Genomic DNA, 19,370 nt, shown 5'->3' with positions numbered 1-19,370 from the left:
TCCTCATGCGCATAGGTTTCGACATCAGCCAGACAGGACAGGGCCGGGCCGGCTGCGGCCACTACGCCGCGTCCCTGCTCCAGGCCCTGCTGACCTTGAACCGGGACGACGAATTCCTGCTCTATCCCCGATTCAACCCGGCCGTCTGGGACGACTCCGTCTCTTTCCGCGGCCCATCAGATGAAGAGCGGGTTCGTAACCATTTTCTGGCGGAAAACCGCGGGGAGTTGGTCGAGTTCTGGCGCAGCGACCCTGACCATCTCGCCATGAGCCTGGGCAAGCCGGATGTGCTTCACGCCAACAGCTATTCCTGTCCGCCTCTCCTGCCAGGCTGCAGATTGGTCTACACGTTGTACGACCTGAGCTTCCTGGACCATCCGGAATGGACGACTCCTGAAAACTGGTGGAACTGCCTGAGCGGAGTCCTGGACGCAGCTTTTTTCGCGGACCGGATCGTATCCATCTCAGCCTATTCCAGAGAGCGCTTTCTCGACGTTTTTCCTTTTTTTCCCCGGGAACGTATTCATATTGCCCACCCGGCCAGCCGTTTAAGCTTCCCCGAAGGGGAGACCCCACAGAACTCCGTCCCTTTTGATTTGACTCCCGGTGCATTCTGGCTGGGCGTGGGCACGCTGGAACCGCGCAAGAACCATGTCCGGCTGCTCAAGGCCTATGCCTCCCTTTTGGAACGGCATCCGACTTCGGCTCCACTGGTTCTGGCCGGTGGTCGCGGCTGGCTGACCCAGGAACTGGACCAGGAGCTGAACAGGACAGAATTGTCCGGCAGGGTTCGAGTGCTGGGGTATGTTTCGGATCAGGAGCTTACGTGGCTTTACCGTCACTGCCTGGGCTTTGTCTATCCGTCCCTGGACGAAGGGTTCGGCATGCCCGTGCTCGAAGCCATGAACCTGGGCGCGGCAGTAATCACCTCCAACGTCGCGGCCCTGCCGGAGGTGGCCGGAGACGCCGCGTTGCTTGTCGATCCCCTGGACATGGAGCAGCTTGTCCAAACCATGCTCCACCTGGCTGAAAATCCTGCATTGCGCGCTGAGATGGGGCGAAAGGGCCGGATACAAGCCGAAGCGTTCTCCTGGAGTCGTTCAGCGGAAATCGTGAGACAAGCCTATTTCGAGGCCATGACAGGTGAGAAACGGACCTCGCCGGTTTCTCAGCGGCATCTGCGCCAATGGTGGCTGACATGCTCATTCCATCTGCGGGATCAAATCCAGGCCGTTTTCGAGCAGTGGCGACAATCCGAAACCGATCGGGAAGCTCGGCTGAAGGTCGTCAAAGAACTGGGGGACAGGCTGACCGTCTCCGAATCCGACCGGGAAGCACGGCTGCGGATCATCAACGACCTGGGAGACAAGCTGGCCGCCTCGGAAGCCGACCGCGAGGCCCGACTCCAGGTCATCCACGACCTGCAATCCCGCATCCATTCCACGGAAATGCAACGCCAAGTATTCCAAGACCGTCTGCAAGCCCTGGAAAGCAACCTGCTCATCCGCGGACTGCGGAAGCTGAAAATCTTGCGCTGCGGATCCGGGCAATACACCTGACCTTTTTTCATTCACTCCCTTGCAACCCGAGAGGTTCCCATGCCCGTGCCCATGTCTCCCCTCCGTCTCATGGCCCTTACCTGTCTCCTGACGCTCTGCCTGCCCCTGGCCGCGCAGGCGCAGGTTTTCGTGGACCAAAGCCGTCCCGGCGGCAACGGTTCCTCCTGGGTACAAGCTTTTCAGACTATTGAAGCGGCCATCAACGCCTCCGGCGACAATGCCGTGATCTGGGTCGCCCATGGCATCTATACTCCTTCACAAACTCTCTCGCTCAAGCCGGGAATGCACGTCTACGGAGGATTTGCCGGGCATGAGAGCGATTCCGACCAACGCGATATCGCAGCCAATCCCACTGTGGTTGACGGGCAAGGGCGTCTCAAGCACGTTTTCCTGATCAACATGCTGGCCGCGAACGCCCGCCTCGACGGGCTGACCATTCGCGGCGGAGCCGCGACCCCTGGTTCTGGCTGGGACGAGTACGGCGGCGGGCTGTTCATCGACATGCAGAACCCGACCATCGCCAACTGCGTTTTCGAGGACAATTCGGCGTCGTTCAGCGGCGGGGCCGTCTTCGTGAACAGGGCCGCGGCCACCTTTCAGAACTGTGTTTTCCGCCGCAACCAGTCACCCAAAGGTGGGGCAATGGGGGTTCAGGACAGCCCGATATTCATCGAAAACAGCCAGTTTGAGTCCAACCTGGCTACAGAGGGTTCACCCCAACGCGGCGGCGCGATCTGGGTCAACCAAGGGGCCCCGGTCATCAGCGGTTCCACGTTTCGCGACAACCGTGCCGGCGCCTTCGGCGGGGCCGTGGACTTCAACAATACCTCCGCTCAAGTGCACGGCGGTTATTTTATCGGTAACGAGGCCCAAAAAGCCGGCGGAGCCATCGCCAACAACTTGGGATCACTGGAGGTGAGCGGGTCCCGTTTCGTGAGCAACCACGCCCGAATCAACGAAGGCGGAGGCGTTTACAGCTATTTCACCCCCGTCGCTTTGCGCGACAGCGTCTTTCAGGGCAATTCAGCAAGCCACGGCGGAGGAGTGATGCTGGACTACAAGCTGGACCGGGAAGACGTCATTGAACGCTGCCAATTTCTGGGCAACAGCGCCTTCAAGGAAGGCGGCGGGCTGCATTCCTATGCCCGAAGCGTACGAGTCAGTTCAAGCATTTTCGCCGGAAACACAGCGCCCAACGGCGGCGCGATCCGGGTTCACGGTGGAGATACGCCTGAAACTTCCAATCCCAATTACCGGACCATTTTTACCAACTGCACGGTCTACGGCAACCAAGCCGCCCAGTATGGCGGAGGCCTTTTGTCCAGCAATACCCGGGATCTTCGCCTCCAGAATTGCATCTTCTGGGCCAACCACGCCGTGATCGCGATCTGGGACCAGAACCAGGGCCGCCATGTCCCCACCCCGGATTATTTCCTGTCAGGTTCCTCCAACCTGACCGTCGGCTATTCCAACATCCAGACCCTGGCCTGGAATCACGGCGCGCTTCAGGAGAATGTATCCAACTCGTTTTCCGAAGACCCGCGCTTCATTAATCCATATGGACCCGACGGCGTCCTCGGAACGCTGGACGACATCTTCGAGCTCGCTCCCGACTCTCCGTGCATTGACCGGGCCGACGGCGCACTGGCTCCGGCCGTGGACATCCTGGGCAACCCCCGCCTGGACTACCCCGGCGTGCCCAATAGGGGCACAGGGACGCCGAACTATGCGGACATCGGGGCCCAGGAAACCCTGCCGGACGCATTTCGACCGAACACGCTTACGGAACGAGGCTGGATTTCCGCCTTCTACGCGGCCTACTGGGGTCGAGCCGGGGACCCCGAGGGCCTGAGCTACTGGATAGATCAGGCGGGCAGCGGGCTGTTGACAATCCCGGCCGTGGCCGAAGTGTTCGCCTTGTCAGCCGAGGCCAAGGACATGTACCCCTATTTCAAAGCCCCTCACTCCGCCACGGACGCGGACCGGCTCGAATTCGTCCTGGCCGTGTATCGGAACCTGCTGAACAAGAGCCCTGGCCCCGAGGACCAGGGCGTCCGGTACTGGGTCGAGGAACTGCGCACCGGCCGCACCACCCCGGGCCTGCTCATCGGCAACGTCATCTACGCGGCCATCCAAGCCGACGGTCAGGACTGGGCGACCATCTGGCACAAGGTCCGCGTGTCCGAGTATTTTACCCAGCGCTTCGCGACCAAGGGGCGGATATGGCGGGCTGACGATGCGCACCTGGCCCGTAAGGCCCTGGATGGAGTGACCAGTGAACAGGCCACCGTGGCCAGCGGCCGGGACCGGGTAAGGGGGCTGCTGCCGTGATCCGGATTTATCTTTACCGTCGCCCAGGGAAAACAGAGAAAAAAAGCGGGAACAGGCGCAATAGGCTATTCCCATGAACCAGCACGCATTGTCTCCCGACCTCTCCGTCGTCGTCCCTGTCTACAACGGAGAAACCTACTTGCGCTGGACCTTGCAATGCCTGGCGGATTTGGACGACCACCTCCGGTGCGAGGTGATCGTCCAGAACGCATGCAGCACGGACAACACGGGATCGCTGGTCGAGGAATTCCGCCAAAATCGCCCGCACTGGCGCCATGTCGAGGAACGCGACGCCGGGCAAAGCGACGCCATCAATCGAGGCATGGCCCTGACCACCGGCCGCTGGGTTACGTGGCTTTGCGCCGACGACCTGCTACTGCCGGCCCTGGCGAAAACCCTGGTCGAGGCAGATCAGCACTGCGCCGACATCGTGTACGGGGATGTCTTTTTCGCCCTGGACAATGCCCTGATCCCCGCAACGGGTACCGAAACCCACGCCCCGGGGCGCTTGGCCGGACAGCGCCTGATCATCCAACAGCCGGGAACATGCATCCGGCGGCAAGTCTGGCATCAGGCCCAAGGCGTGCGCAATGACCTGAACTGGACCATGGATTACGACCTCTTCTTGCGCCTGGAAGCTCAAGGCCGCAAGTTCCGCCGCGCACGGACCTTCGTGGCCCTGGCGCGCCTACATGCCGACGCCAAGACCAGCTCCGGATCCGTCAGGCGACTCTTGGAACTGTGGCGCGTCCTTTGGGCCGCGCATCGCCGTCGACCAAGATTTTTCCGCCCCCGGCCCTATGTCCTCTATTTCTGGGAGTATCTGATCAAAAGCATGGAAGCGGGCGCCGGTCCAGTTTCGCCCCTGAAAGCCCGAATCATGCCCGCCATGCACGCTATTTTCTGGTTTCTGGCCAGACCCCGCGAAGAAGCCGAAATCCGCGCCCGCTTCACCCAGTCCCTGCCCGAAACCACCAAAAAACTCACCCCCCTGGGCATCCCTCCCCACTAACCCCAAAAACCCCACAAACCCCACAAACCCAATCCCCCCCCTCTACCCCCTCCGATGCTTCCACATGGTCCACAAGACGTGGCGCCCGTGTTCGAGCCGGCGAAGCCAACCGAGCCAGGGACGGTAGGCCGCTTTCGCCGCGATGAACGCCTGTTCATGGATTGCGGCCAGCCGTTGCCGGCTGAAAAGACGCACCCGCTCCCGCCCCAGTTCTCTCAGGGATGCACGGAGATTTTCGTCCGTCCAGAGCCGTTCCATGGCCAGGGCCATGTCTTCGGCGCTGTCCGGGTCGAAATAAAGCACTGCCTCGCCCCCCACTTCCGGCAGGGATGTCGTTTTGGAGCAGGTCACCGGACAACCCGCTGCCATGGCCTCGGCCAGGGGAATCCCGAATCCTTCGAACAGGGAAGGAAAGACAAGCATCCTCGCCCTGGACATCAGATAGACCATCTCCTCCACACGCAGATATCCCGCTTTGACCACCTCATTCTCCAGCCCGTGCGCGGCAATCCGTTCCGAAAGGTCGGATCCGCCGGCGACATTGTCGTGACCAGTGCAGATCAGGCGGATCACAAGGCCGCGTTCCCGCTTCAGCCATGCCAGGGCCTGAAACAAGGTTTCGTGATTCTTGTGCGGCCAGTGGTTGGCGGGGAACAGCGCGTAATCCTCCTCCAGCGGCAGATCAGGCCGGATGCCGTGGTGTTGCGGATCAAAAAAGCGATGATCCGGACACAAATGGGCCACATTCACCTTTCCCGCGGATATTTTGTGCCGCTCTACGATGGTCTGCTTGGAAAATTCGGAGATGGTCACCACCCGCTGGGCCAGACGGGTTGAGCCCACGTAATGCAGTTCCCGGTTGTACAGATCCACGGCTGAGAAGAATTGCGGAAAAAAAACTTCCTGGATGTCCACCAGGGTGACCACGCAGGGCAGGGGCAGGGGTCGCGGCCAGAGGGAGCCGAAGGGGCAAAAGTACAGGTCCATGTCTCGAGCGCGGCCCCGGATCTCGCCCTGATCGGCAATGAACACGGCATCCTTCCGCCACCTCTCGCTTTCCAGCTCTTCCAGCAAGGGCAGATTGTTCGGAGTATGAAAAAAAACGTAGTCGTTTTGCTCATCGCCAAGCAGCTCATTGAACAGGGCCATGAAGTACTGCCGCACACCCCCGGCCCGGGGGTGCAGCAGGAAACAGTTTACGCCGATGCGCATTACGTTACTCCTTGATCCTGCTCGATTTCCAGCAAGTAGCGTCGCGGTCGTCGCAAAACATGGTCCATCCGTCTGCGTTTGCGCAGAATCTTTACGAACCGTGAGGTCAGATAAAGGCCGGCCCGCAAGTAGTTCCTGGCCAGATTGGACTGGGGGGTCGCCGGGAACGAAGCCTCCGGCCGTCCGGTCCATGCCGTCCCGCCGCCGTTGGCAAGACCAAGGCCAAGCCCCGCCAGAGCCTTGAAGACCCGCAGCACCTCTCCTGCCGGATAATTCTCGGCCAGGGCCAGCAGGCAGTTGCGGCGGTACAGATACATTTTCCGTTCCAGGGATTTGCCCATGGCCTGACTTTCCAGATGATGCACCACCAACGAGGGCTCGTAGCGCACGTCCAACCCGGCCAGATGAATGCGCAGGCTCAGGTCCAGATCTTCGCAGGGATAAAAGTATGATGCATCGAAACCGCCCACGAGCTCAAAGACGTCCCGCCGCATGATCATGCCCGCGGAACAAACGCCCAGTACCCGCCGCGACACCAGATGCCCGCCTTTCGTCGCATCCCGGCGAAAGGCATGGTACCGTCCCCCGAAGACCAGCCCCACCCGTTCGATTCCACAGTCCAGAAGGACCGCTGGATCAAATCCGTTCAGGATCATCGCCCCGGCCTGCCCCAGTCCGGGTTCCTCGCGCATCAGGCGTACCGCCTTGTCCAGCCAGAATTCGTCTTCCAGAAAGGTATCGTCGTCGAACACGGCTATATAGGGACTTTTTCCCATTCCAGCGGCCACGTTACGGTTGTGGGCCGGCCCCTTGTTCCGCTTCTGAACCACGAAATTCACCCACGGATACCGTCCCCGGATCAACGGAGCAATGTCCTGCGGCGAGCAGTCATCAATGACTGTGCACGTAAACTCCTTGCATGTCTGCCGCTCCAGGCTGTCCAGCAGCCGCGGCAGATGATCCGTGCCGTTGTAAGTGGGTACAATCACGTCCACCACAGCCCCGGAACTCCGCAAAATCCCCACCTCCATACACCCCGCCTCCAATTAATATGAACAAACTCCCACAACCCCACAACCCAACAAACCCAACAAACCCAACAAACCCAAACCTTGACGTCTCAACAAAAAATGACATAAATTAAAAAGTTTGAGCACGCAAACCATAACTGTTCGACATCAGCAAACAGGAAACCTATGAACGCCATGTTGGCAGGCCTGTGGCGCTATCGCCATTTCATTTGGACCTCCATCCGTAACGAGTTCCTCTCCCGCATCGTCGGCAGTCGGCTTGGCCTGGTCTGGATCGTGCTTCACCCTCTATCCCAGGTCCTGATGTACGCCCTGGTTCTTTCCGCGGTCATCTCGGCCAGGTTGCCGGGCATTGACAGCAAGTTCGGCTACGCCGCCTTTCTCATGGCCGGCATTCTGGCCTGGAGCCTGTTTTCGGAAATCCTGACCCGCTGTCTGAACATGTACATCGACAATGCCAACCTGCTCAAAAAGATCGTCTTTCCCCGAATCTGCCTGCCCTTCATCATTACCGGATCATCAATCCTGAACAATATGCTGCTTTTCGCGGCCATAATCGTTGTTTTTGCGGTCATCGGCCACCTTCCCGGATCCACCATCATCTGGCTGCCCCTGCTGATTTTTCTGAACGTGGCCCTGGCCGCCGGGCTGGGTCTGCTCCTGGGCGTGATCAACGTCTTTGTCCGCGATGTGTCCCAGGCCGTGACCGTGGCCCTGCAGTTCGGATTCTGGCTGACCCCGATCATCTACAGTCCGGTCATCATCCCGGAATCCTATCGTCACCTGCTGGGCCTGAACCCCATGTACTACATCGTCACCGGGTATCAGAACGCCTTGATTTTCGGCACAGCACCGAGTCTGCGCGGCTTGGCAGTGGTGGCTCTCATATCCGCCGTGCTCCTGGTCTGTGCATTTGAGTTGTTTCGCAGGGCGGGGCCGGATATGGTGGATATGCTTTAGGGTTTGTGGGGTTTGTTGGGGGTTGTTGGGGGTTGTTGGGGGTTGTGGGTATAGGACAAGAATTTTGGACAGGATCATCAGGATTGACAGGCTTATGAAACGGCTTCCTCTCTCGCCTCTGGCGATAGTTTCTGCACAGTGGCCTCCGGCCGCTGATTGAGAATCCTGTCAATCCTGTTAATCCTGTCAAAAAATTCCTATATTTGTTTTTGTAGTTGGAGAAGTATGAACGACATTGTGCTGCGGGTGGAGGATCTGGGCAAGGCGTTTCGCCGGTATCGCCGGGAGAGCCACCGCTTTATGACCTGGTTCGGGTTGAACCGGAAGCCCGCGGAGGAGTTTTGGGCCTTGCGCGATGTCGACTTCACGGTCTCCCGGGGCGAGGCGGTGGGCATCGTGGGCCAGAACGGGGCCGGCAAGTCGACCCTGCTCAAACTGATCACCGGCACCTTGCGTCCCACCACCGGCAGCGTGGGCATTGCCGGGCGCATCTCGGCCATTCTGGAACTGGGCATGGGTTTTCATCCCGAGTTCACCGGCCGGCGCAACGCGGCCCATTCCGCCGGCCTGATGGGGTTCAGCCAGGAGCAGATCGAGACCATGATGCCGGAGATCGAGGATTTCGCCGAGATCGGCGATTATTTTGACAAACCGGTGCGCACCTACTCCAGCGGCATGCACATGCGCCTGGCCTTTGCCACGGCCACGGCCATGCGTCCGGAAATCCTGATCGTGGACGAGGCTCTGTCCGTTGGCGACGCCTATTTCCAGCACAAAAGCTTCGCCCGGATCAGGGAATACAAGCGCCAGGGCACCAGCCTGCTGATCGTCTCCCACGATAAATCCGCGGTCCAGGCCTTGTGCGACCGGGCCATCCTCCTACACAAGGGCGCCATTCTCAAGGACGAGATTCCCGAACTGGTCATGGACTGTTACAATGCCCTTCTGGCGGACGAGGAAAACCGGACCCTGCAGCTGGAGCAGGGACTGGACGGCCGAACTCGAACAGTCTCCGGAACCGGTGAGGCCTGGATCGAGGACGTCGCGCTGCTGAACGAGGCCGACGAGGAACTGCGCATGGTCGCCGTGGGTCAGGACGTCAATCTGCGCGTCGTGATCCGCACTCGGTTGCCGATTCCCCGCCTCGTGCTGGGCTACATGATCAAGGACCATCTCGGGCAAGCCATCTACGGAACCAACACCCACTTCACGGACCAGGCCGTGGGAGACCTGCCCGCAGCAAGCTCCCTCACCTTTTCCATCCGTTTCGCCGCGAACATGGGACCGGGCAATTATTCCGTTGCCGTGAACCTGGCCGACGGAGAGACCCACCTCGCCCATAATTACGAATGGCGCGACCTGGCCCTGGTCTTCACCGTGGCCAACCTGAACAAAACCACCTTCATCGGCTCCAACTGGCTCCCCCCCACCATCACCATCCACCCATCCCCATAACCCACAACCTAAAAACCCAAATGCTCAAAACCTCCATCCCCGGACTCGACCGCGATCTTCTGCAGGACCTGACTCGATCCGAGCTGGAGCGGCTGGGTGTCAGCCAAAAGCACTTGGCCTCGGAAGACGGGCCTGCTCCGGAATTGGCGCCGGTTCCGCTTCCTCCACCCGGGACGACACCGCCCCCGGCCACCCTGCCTGACCTCCTCGCCCTGAACGGCCAGGAATTCCTGGACCATGCCTGGACCGCCCTGACAGGGACGCGGCCTGATCCGACCCGGTTGGCAGCCTACATGGAAGCCATGCAATCCGGGGAACTGCATAAGGTTGAAGTCCTGGACGCCATCCGCCGAACTCCCGAAGGCCGCGCGGCAGCGGTTCCTCTTCCCGGCCTGCGACGACGTTTGCTGCCGTTCCATATCGCCCGGCTGCCCCTGCTCGGTCCGCTGCTGCGCTGGTGCGCGGCCATGTATCGCCTGCCGGAAAACTGGAAACGCATGAACATCCTTTGGGCGCGGCGGGACGTGCCGCCGGATTCGGCCCCTGTTGATCAGGAAATCCTGCTCCTGCGACGGGAACTGCAAGCCGCACGCATCCGCATCGAAGATCTGGAACGACGCAACGCGCCGACGTCCTCGCTCTTGGGGCTCGACGGCCTGTACCTGGACTTCGAGAACACCTTTCGCGGCCCTCGGGAGGAGATCAAACAGCGTCTGGCCGTCTATTTGCCATATCTAAACCGGATCAAGGCCGGAACGGCCGACGCTCCCGTCCTGGACATCGGCTGCGGCCGGGGCGAATGGCTGGAACTGCTCCGCGATCAGGGACTGCGAGCCTCGGGAGTGGATCTGAACCCCGCCTCCGCAGCCTTGTGCCGGGAACTCGGCCAGGACGTCCGCGTCGGGGACGCCCTGGACCATCTTCACGGCCTCCCGCCCGGCAGCCTTGGCGCGGTCACGGCCTTTCATCTCATCGAGCATCTGCCCCTGGAGGCCATTGTCGCCCTGCTCGACGCGGCCCATCGGGCTCTTGTCCCCGGCGGCGCCCTGATCCTGGAAACCCCTAACCCGGAAAACCTGCTGGTCGGCGCCTGCTCCTTCCACCGCGACCCCACCCACCTGCGGCCCATCCACCCGGAAACGGCCTTTTTCCTCCTGTCCCGGCGCGGCTACCAACGCGTCTACTGGACCGGCCTGCACCCCTTTGTACACCAGGACATGGGCCAGGTCCCCGATGGCTTCCTCCGCCGCATGTTCTTCGCCCCGCAGGATTATATGATCGTCGGGTATAAGTAATGACCTATTGCCAGGAAACTGCCTTTGCCCTGCGTGAGGGAATAAATATCCTTTGTTTGCGGCAGGAGTCGGATCTGGGCCAGCTGCACGTCCATCTGACCCGCCTGTTGCCCCATCCCATCCGCCTGATTCTGCCCCACCAGTCCGATCCCCATCCGCTTCCTCCGGAAGAGGGAGTCTATCACCCGCCGGACGATCCATCCGCCCTGGCCGCCTGCGTGCGCATGGCCTCGGTCTGTCTCGCACCGGGAGACGCGGAGCCCGACGCGGTTCTGCTCGACCTGTGCCGGGACATGGCCGTTCCGGTGCTCGTTCTCGGCAGCGACCCCCGGACGGCTGATCTGGCATCACGGGCCATCATCCTGGAACATCCCGACCCGGAGACCGTTGCCGCGCTCATCGCGGCCCTGCTGCGCACCCGCTCCCTGGCCCGGGCCGCCGCCCCCGTGGCCGATGACGGTCTCGACTACCTGGTGGACGGTCCTCATGAGGGCAGCTACAGTCTCTCTCTGTTGAACCGGGAGCTGGCCATGGCCCTGGAACGCATCCGTCCCGGCCGCGTCGGACTGGATTTTCTTTGCCGACCCAACGGCCAGACCCGGGCCGGTCGCGGCGGCGGCCTGCGTGAGCCAGGGTTGGAGGCGCTGCGCCGCAAGGCCGAATCCGCGATCGGCGTCCGCACCGTGCTCTGGAACTCGTATCCTCCTTATGTGTTCTCCCGCCCGGGCACGATCAACATGACCGGCAGCTACGGCTGGGAGGAATCCCTGGTGCCCGCGCCGAACGTGGAACGGTTCAACCGCACCCTGGACGGTCTGACGGTTATGTCCGAGTATGTGCGCAAGGTGATGGCGGACAACGGCGTGCGCCTGCCGGTCCATGTGGTCGGCCTGGGGCTGGATCATGTCCTGCGTGCGCAGCGCGAGCCCCTGGATATGGACCTGGGCCGAATGTTCCGCTTCCTGCACGTTTCCTCCTGCTTTCCGCGCAAGGGCGTGGACGTGCTCCTGGCTGCCTATGCCCGCGCCTTTTCGGACAGAGACGACGTCACCCTGGTGATCAAGTCCTTCCCCAATCCGCACAATACCGTGGCGGAGCAGGTTGCCGCCCTGCGCGCCGCCCATGCGGACTGTCCCCATATCGTGCTCGTCAATCAGGACTTGTCCGAGGGCCGGCTCAAGGATCTCTATCTGCGCTGCCATGCCCTGGCCGCGCCCAGCCGGGGCGAGGGGTTCGGCCTGCCCATGGCCGAGGCCATGCTTCTGGGTCTGCCGGTGATCACCACGGGCTACGGCGGCCAGACAGACTTCTGCACCCCGGAAAACAGTTGGCTGATCGACTGGGATTTTGCCCCTGCCGCCTCACACCTGAATCGCTTCGGTTCGGTCTGGGCGGAACCACGGGTGGAGAGCCTAGCCGCGTTGATGCGTGAAATCCACCAGACAGCCCCGGAACAACTCACGCCTCGCCTGGAGGTCGCCCGCCGCACCGCCTCGGCCCTGACCTGGGACAACTGTGCCCGAAAAATCATGCATGCCGTTGCCGCGACCACGCAGGCCCCGGTCCGGCCCCAACGCCTCTCCACGGCTATGATTTCCACCTGGAACAGCCACTGCGGTATCGCCAAGTACTCGGACTACCTCTGCGCCCATCTTGATGATACGCTGGAGGTCCACCACTTGGCGCCGGTCTGGGAATCGCGGCTGGGTCCGGACGAGCCTTCGGTCTGCCGCTGTTTCGGCCACGAGGATTTCGATCGGACCCTGCCCGAGGTCATACGGCAGCAAGGATGCGCCGCCGCGGTGATCCAGTTCCATTTCTCCTTTTTCGGCCTGGACCGTCTGGCAACGCTGCTACGCGAGCTTCACCGCGGCCGAATCTCGGTGGTGATCATCTTCCACTCCACCGGTGGACCGGGCAATCCGCTGCGGCGAATTGTCCCGGAGCTGGCCCTGGCGGACCGGCTTCTTGTGCATACGGTGGCGGACTTGAACCGGTTCAAGGACATGGGCTTGGGGGACAACGTGACCTACTTTCCCCAGGGCGTCCTTGATCGCCCCCTCCTCCATCCCAGCATCCCGGCATTTCAGCATCCCCCTGTCCATCAACCCTCAACCCCCAACCCTCATCCCTCCCCCCGCACCATTGCCGGCTTCGGCTTCCTGCTGCCCCACAAGGGCATCCTGGAGCTGATCCAGGCCTTTGCCGCCCTTGCCGGGCAGATTCCAAACCTGCACCTGCTGCTGCTTTGCGCCCGTTATCCCAAACCCGCCTCCCAGGGCTTGCATGCCGAATGCCTGGAACAGATCAGCGCCCTGAACATCATGGACCGGGTCTCGCTGATCACCTCGTTCCTGCCCGACGATCACGTCCTGGATCTGCTCTCCGCCTCGGAACTGGTCGTCTTCCCCTATCAGCACACCCAGGAGTCCTCCAGCGCCGCCGTCCGCTTCGGCCTTGCCGCCCGGCGACCCGTGGTCTGCACGCCCCTGCCCATTTTCAAGGACGTGGCCGAAGTGGTCCATTTTCTTCCCGGCACAACCCAGGACGACATCTTGAACGGCCTGCGCAACCTGCTCCACAACCCCGAACATGCCGCTTCGACCCTGGAGTTACAAAATCTATGGCTGGCCGCCCACTCCTGGCAAAACATGGGCCGCCGCCTCACCGGCCTCCTCCACGCCCTCCGCGTGCAACCCGACACGTTAGACGTGCGCTGAAACTTTTTTTTAGACAGGATGTACAGGATGAACAGGATTAAGCAGGCATTGGCCGGAAGCCAAAGCCCGCAACCATCGCCTACGGCAAAACCTCCCGCCCCCCACGACCGAGGATGCATTTCAGCCCCGGCCGTCCAGGCCACGGCTGACAATCCCGTCCATCCCGTTCATCCTGTCAAAAAAAACATTTAGACAGGATGTACAGGATGAACAGGATACGCGGATATTCACCGGAAGCCAAAGCCCAAAACCATCATCGCCTGACGGCAATACCTCCACACGCGCAGCGGATGCATGTCAGCCCCGGCCGTCCGTGCCGCGGCTGAATATCCCGTCCATCCCGTTCATCCTGTCAAAATTCTTTCCTTTCCCTCCTAAAGCAGTTACACCGAAACAACACAAATTATTCAACTTCAAAACGCATAAGGATATGGAACACCAAGAAATCACCAGCAAAATCATTGGTTGTGCATACAAAGTCCACAACAGTCTTGGCTTTGGCTTTCTCGAAAGTGTCTACCACAAGGCCATGCTCATCGAACTGGCCAATGCTGACATCAAGGCCGAGTCTGAAAAACCTCTTTTCGTAATCTATAACGGGCAATCAGTAGGAGAATTCCAGGCCGATCTTGTCGTCGAAAACAGCATCATCGTGGAATTCAAGTCCATTGAACGCTTGGCCAAGGCGCACGAAGTCCAGCTCGTTAATTATCTCCATGCCCTGAAAATCGATATCGGCCTGCTCATTAATTTCGGTCCGGAACGAGTTGAGGTCAAAAGAAAGTTCAGAAAACTTTCTCTAACTCGGACTATGCCCGCAACCCATTAAAGAATGAAGATTTTTTTGACAGGATGAACAGGATGCACAGGATAAGTGGGCAAAGCCCGGAAACCAACCTCGCGCAGCGAATGGCTCTTCAGCCTTGGCCTTCCGGGCCATGGCTGAAAATCCCGTCCATCCCGTTCATCCTGTCAAAAAATCTTCCTCTCTCCCTCCACTCATAAAACTCCCCCCCCAAAAACCCATAAACCCCACAAACCCCATAAGCCCAACAAACCACCCCCCCATTGACATTCCCTCCCCTCCATAGCAAAAATGCAAAAACTTTCACATCATCTACAGGAGGATCTGTCATGTCGAATGATTCCACAAATGTCTTTCACCTGTACGACCCTGACCAGCAAACTCCGCAAGATCTTCTCTCCCACATCATCGCCAATATTCCCGGCATCAACATCGACTGGCAGAGCGTGCGCCTCACCACCCCCCCTGGCGCCACGTCCTTTTTCAGCTCCATCTTTTTCGGCATGCACCAAGGCCAAGCCGTGGGCATGGAAACTAGCGGACTTCTCCTCACCTCCGGCGACGGATCGCCACCCCTGCAAAATACAGAGCGTGACTATACCGTTGCACATTTCGCCCCTGGCGATGCGGAGCTCAGCCAGATAGCCTTGGAGGCATTTCCTGCGGCAGGGCCTACATTTGACGCCTCGGTCCTTGAGTTTTCGTTTTCCGTAACCGATCCCTGGGTCCGGGGCATCAGCTTCGACGTTATCTTCGGATCGGAAGAATTTCCCGATTTCATCGACTCGGAATTTGTGGACATCGCCGCAATCACGGTCAACGGACGCAATTACGCCTACCTGGACGGCGATCCCGCCAAGCCCCTGAGCATCATCGGCGCCACCGTCGGCGACGGCCGGTTCATCGACAATATCGGCACGGCGAGCTTTGGTGATTGGGAGGATTTCGATTGGGAGGATTTCGACTGGGAAGATTTGCAAGACGGCCCCTCTATCAACGCGCCGCTGGCCATCGAATACAACGGCTTGACCCCGCGCATGACCATCTACATCCCCATTGATATCAACGAACCCATCCACACAGTGCGCATCGGCGTTGCGGATACCGGCGATACCGAATGGGACTCCGGTCTGTTCGTCTCCAATTTCAAGAGCCTGGGCACGGACTTCGAGGGCGTGCTCGTGGTGGTGGAGGCGCCCGCCGAAGGTGGCGTGATGGGTCCTCCCGCCCCGAACACCCCGACCCACTTCATCTCAGGGCCGGGCAACGATATCATCACCGGCAGCACCGGACAGGACTTCTACGACCTCACCGCCGGCGGCCAGAACCTCATCCAAGGAACCCTGGAGCAGCTCAACAACGACGTGATCAACGGCTTCGACGCCGACGATGCGCTTCTTTTTCTCGGCGCGTTCTTCAATCCGGAACAGCTCGCCGTGATCATGGGTTCGGCCATCCTGCACGTGGATTCCAACGGCGACGGTCAATCCGATACAGTGGTCACTCTGCAGGGGGATTACAGCAACGGCCAGTTCCAGGTAAGTCAGACGGAGCAGGGCACCGCGGTCACCTTTGAGCCCGGTACCGGGATTCAGTTCACCAGCGGAGATTGGCTCAGCGCGATTTACCTTGCGTATTGGGGTAGACCCGCCGATCCGGAAGGATTGGACTACTGGCTGAATCAATGGATGGGTACTGATGCCCAGGGCGCGCAGAAAAACGCTGTCTGGTTCGCTTCCACCTTCGCTCTTCAGCCCGAGGCCATTGCGGCGTACGACTATTTCGCCGCCTACACCGCAGGTGACGACATCACCCCGCAGATGCGCGAGAGCTTCATCCAGGACATCTACCAGAACCTGTTCAACCGCGCTCCCGATGCCGAAGGCTTCAGCTACTGGCTCAACCTCCTGGATTCCGGCGCGGTGGATCCCGGCGTGTTCATCGCGGAAATCGTCAATTCCGCGCTCTCCAACGCCGGCGGCCCGGACGCCCAGACCATCCTGGCCAAGATGCAGGTGGCCGAACATGTCACCTCGATCGTCCGTGCCAATATGATTGATTCCGGTATCCTGTTGCAAGGAGGAATCAAGGATATCATTGCCGCCACGACCCCAGGAAACGTTGCCCAGAAGCAGGCGCAGGCCGAGGACATCTTACTCCCCGCACAGAATGCGGTAATGCAGATGACATGGCTGACGGAACAAACGTCTGATCTTGGATGGGAGGACTCAGCAGGAGATAACATGCTCGACATGATTCAGTTGCAGGGAATATGCCTCGAATTTTCTGGAATTTAACTCCTATGGGTTGACAACATTTACTTATTGGAGCTATGTCGCTTGAAAACAAACGAGGTTTAGTTAGTCGCGTACAATCAAGCTTCCCCTGCTTGACATCCGCTCTCGTGCGGTTTTAAAATGTAATCTGATTTTTTTGGGCACATAGGTGGTTTACTCAGCTACCGGGCATGCATGAGGCATGGCTGCAAATTGAAAGGAGGATTTTTTTTTTAAGTGTTGGAGCTTCTCTCTGAACCAGCCGTAGTGAAAACCACCATGTCAGAATTTTGCGTACCTTAGGCAAGTATTTTTTTTCTATCAACAATTAGGAGGAAGTGATCATGGCGCTTACGACCAAGCAGTTTGTACAAGGTATTTATGTTGCCTACTTTGGCAGGGCAGCGGATCCGTCTGGTATCAACTACTGGACGAATCAATTCAACACCGGAAACTTGAGTTTTTCCGGAATTGCTTCAAACTTTGCTCAGCAGTCGGAAGCAAAGGCAAATTTCAGTTTTTTCGAGAAGTACTTCGCCCAGGAGCCGATTACCACCGCTGACTACCAACAGTTTGTCAGGGAAGTTTACCAAAATCTTTTTGACCGCGACCCCGCAACTGATGAAGGCGATCCGGAAGTGGAAGGCGACACCGCGCTGAGCTACTGGGTACGTCAGCTTGAGGAAGGAAATGTCGATCCGGGTGCATTCATCGCCCAGATCATCGACACTGCCATCATCCTCGACGGCGACGATGCTGCCCTGCTGACCGCCAAGGTTGAAGTAGCCGAAGCCATGACCGATGCCGCCGCTGCCGCCGGTTGGACTAATCAGGATGCTATCATTGAATTCCTGCAGAGTGCCGAGGCAACTGCCATCATTAACAACACAACAGCCGAGAATGTTGAAGCCCAGAAGCAGGCGGCTCAGGAAGCTGTTCCCCCGATTCCGACTCCCGGTGAGACCTTCACGCTCACTGTTGGTATCGACGACATCACCGGCACTACTGGTAATGACGTGTTTAACGCCCCGATCGTTGAAGACGACATGACCCTGAGCGCTGGCGACCTTATTGATGGCGGCGCAGGAATCGATCGCCTCAACGCTGTTTTGAATGACAACGTTTCTGGCTTCTCTATCGACAACGTTGAACAGTTCTTCATTCGTGCTGTTGACGGTGACCCGAACATTGATATGACCGATGTTACTGGCGCTCAGCAGCTGTGGAACGATCGTTCCATCACAGGCCAAACCCTTACTTTTGAAAATGTCCAGAACCAAGTCGTTATCGGTTTGAATGATGTACGTGGTGGTACGACCATTGTGGACTATCAAGTAGCCAACGATATCACGGCTCAAACCATTGTGGCTAATGGTACTCGTGCTCTACATGAAGTCAACGTGGACGGTGATGTTGATCTGACTTCAACGACGATCAATGTCACAGCCAACAGTAACATCGATCTGCTTGATGGCTTTGATGGCATCAGGACCCTGACGCTTACGGGTAATTCCGATCTCACGCTGACCAGCGCGAACGACTTCGCCAACATCAGGACCGTTAACGCTTCAGGTCTGAGCACCGATCTGACCTTGGATATCTCTGGACAGGACATTGTGACAGGTGCTCCCAGATTGCAGTCTGTTGTAACTGGCATTGGTGACGACAATTTGACGATCGCCTTCGAGCAATTGGAAGCCCGTACTGCAGCAGACTCACTCAGCATTAATCTTGGCAGCGGTGAGAATACACTCACAGTCGCGGGAGATCTCGACAATACTGAGATCGGTGGTTTGAACTTCGGCCGTACGGCTGCTGCTAACCTGACGATCGACGGAGTCGATACACTTGCATTTGCGGGTGATCTCGACGTTTCTGGCGATGCTACGCTCGATACAAGAGGGATTGATCCCTCAACACTTGTGTTCGAAGGTGAAGTTGATGGCGCAGGCCTTTTGACTTTGACTGGTTTCTCCGGAAACACCATTGTTTTTGAAGACCTGGTTGGTTTTACTAGCGATGTCAACCTCACTGCTGCTGGCATTGAAGGCGACCTGACTATTGTCCTCGAAGATGAAGCTTTCTTCGGTACCATCACTTTGGCCGAAGTCACCGACCTGACGATTGATGCAACTGAAACAGCTGCCTTGGACCTTGTGTATGTCGACACCCTGACCGCTGCCAAGTTGGAGACTCTGACTCTCAACCTTGGTGAAGGGATCCTCGAGATCGACACAGCTCTCGAGATGACCAACCTCACTTCCATCGTCGTGACGGGGAACGAGGATTCGAGTCTCGTAATTTTTGATATTGGTACAGGGGTTGAGGATCTAGCAACCATCGATCTTTCGGCATTCGAAGGTACAGCGGCGATTGACATGAGCGCTGCTGACTCGTTGGGTCAGGTCTTGACGATCATGATCGGCGAAGGCAACGTTTTTTACGCCGCGAACGCCGGGGAATCGCGCGAGATCTTCAATTTCGTCGGTGACGATATCGGAACGATCGAAATAGGTAACTTCACCATTGGTACTGGCGGCAATGCTGACCGGCTTGACCTTACCGCCTTTGGCATCACGGACGTGAGTCAGCTTACAATTGGCGGTGGCCCTGACGCTACTATCGATTCGGCTCTGTTCGACGGCACGATCACACTGCTTGGTGTCAACGAAGCAAACCTCACACCTTTCAATTTCTTGGTCACCGCCTAAGCG

The 19,370-nt window shown here is 58.9% G+C and carries 12 protein-coding genes; 10 read left to right on the top strand and 2 right to left on the bottom strand.

Annotation, left to right across the window (positions count from 1 at the left end):
• Positions 1-5: 5 nt before the first annotated feature.
• From ACYQ15_RS19135 to ACYQ15_RS19125, 3 genes are all read left to right on the top strand, one after another.
• Positions 6-1,559: a glycosyltransferase family 4 protein gene (locus tag ACYQ15_RS19135; RefSeq protein WP_459939089.1), complete on the top strand. Its 1,554-nt coding sequence runs from the start codon at positions 6-8 to the stop codon at positions 1,557-1,559.
• Positions 1,560-1,598: 39 nt separating this feature from the next.
• Entirely contained in the window at positions 1,599-3,890 is a 2,292-nt protein-coding gene (locus ACYQ15_RS19130) for a right-handed parallel beta-helix repeat-containing protein (RefSeq protein ID WP_459939088.1), read from the top strand.
• Positions 3,891-3,963: 73 nt separating this feature from the next.
• Positions 3,964-4,902: a glycosyltransferase gene (locus tag ACYQ15_RS19125; protein WP_459939087.1), complete on the top strand. Its 939-nt coding sequence runs from the start codon at positions 3,964-3,966 to the stop codon at positions 4,900-4,902.
• A 42-nt stretch (positions 4,903-4,944) separates the two neighbouring features.
• Here the strand turns inward: ACYQ15_RS19125 and ACYQ15_RS19120 are convergent, their stop codons facing one another.
• Positions 4,945-6,114 carry a glycosyltransferase family 4 protein gene (locus tag ACYQ15_RS19120; RefSeq protein ID WP_459939086.1) on the bottom strand — a complete coding sequence of 390 codons (1,170 nt, stop codon included), beginning with the start codon at positions 6,112-6,114 and terminating at the stop codon, positions 4,945-4,947.
• Positions 6,114-7,145 carry a glycosyltransferase family 2 protein gene (locus ACYQ15_RS19115; protein WP_459939085.1) on the bottom strand — a complete coding sequence of 344 codons (1,032 nt, stop codon included), beginning with the start codon at positions 7,143-7,145 and terminating at the stop codon, positions 6,114-6,116. Before ACYQ15_RS19115 ends, ACYQ15_RS19120 begins: the two co-directional genes overlap by 1 nt.
• A gap of 165 nt (positions 7,146-7,310) precedes the next feature.
• On the opposite strand from ACYQ15_RS19115, the gene ACYQ15_RS19110 reads away from it, so the two are divergent.
• From ACYQ15_RS19110 to ACYQ15_RS19080, 7 genes are all read left to right on the top strand, one after another.
• Complete coding sequence (locus ACYQ15_RS19110) at positions 7,311-8,105, top strand: ABC transporter permease (RefSeq protein ID WP_459939084.1); 795 nt, start codon at positions 7,311-7,313, stop codon at positions 8,103-8,105.
• A 225-nt stretch (positions 8,106-8,330) separates the two neighbouring features.
• On the top strand, positions 8,331-9,560 hold the full coding sequence (locus ACYQ15_RS19105; RefSeq protein WP_459939083.1) for an ABC transporter ATP-binding protein: 1,230 nt from the start codon (positions 8,331-8,333) through the stop codon (positions 9,558-9,560).
• Positions 9,561-9,580: 20 nt separating this feature from the next.
• Positions 9,581-10,855 (top strand): class I SAM-dependent methyltransferase, encoded by a 1,275-nt coding sequence (locus ACYQ15_RS19100; protein ID WP_459939082.1) that lies wholly within the window; start codon positions 9,581-9,583, stop codon positions 10,853-10,855.
• Entirely contained in the window at positions 10,855-13,575 is a 2,721-nt protein-coding gene (locus tag ACYQ15_RS19095) for a glycosyltransferase family 4 protein (protein ID WP_459939081.1), read from the top strand. The genes ACYQ15_RS19100 and ACYQ15_RS19095 overlap by 1 nt, the downstream gene beginning before the upstream one ends.
• 430 nt (positions 13,576-14,005) lie before the next feature.
• Positions 14,006-14,404, top strand: a complete 399-nt coding sequence (locus tag ACYQ15_RS19090; protein ID WP_459939080.1) for a GxxExxY protein — start codon at positions 14,006-14,008, stop codon at positions 14,402-14,404.
• Between the two features lie 305 nt (positions 14,405-14,709).
• The gene (locus ACYQ15_RS19085; protein ID WP_459939079.1) at positions 14,710-16,677 is read left to right on the top strand and encodes a choice-of-anchor L domain-containing protein; all 1,968 of its coding nucleotides are present in this window, start codon (positions 14,710-14,712) and stop codon (positions 16,675-16,677) included.
• Positions 16,678-17,000: 323 nt separating this feature from the next.
• A complete protein-coding gene (locus ACYQ15_RS19080) occupies positions 17,001-19,367 on the top strand; it encodes a DUF4214 domain-containing protein (RefSeq protein ID WP_459939078.1) in 2,367 nt (788 codons plus the stop codon).
• The last annotated feature ends 3 nt before the right edge of the window (positions 19,368-19,370 follow it).

It is taken from the genome of Desulfonatronum parangueonense, assembly GCF_054656975.1.
The sequence above is the reverse complement of the archived record's forward strand: the minus strand, read 5'-3'. Positions and strand labels throughout refer to the sequence as shown.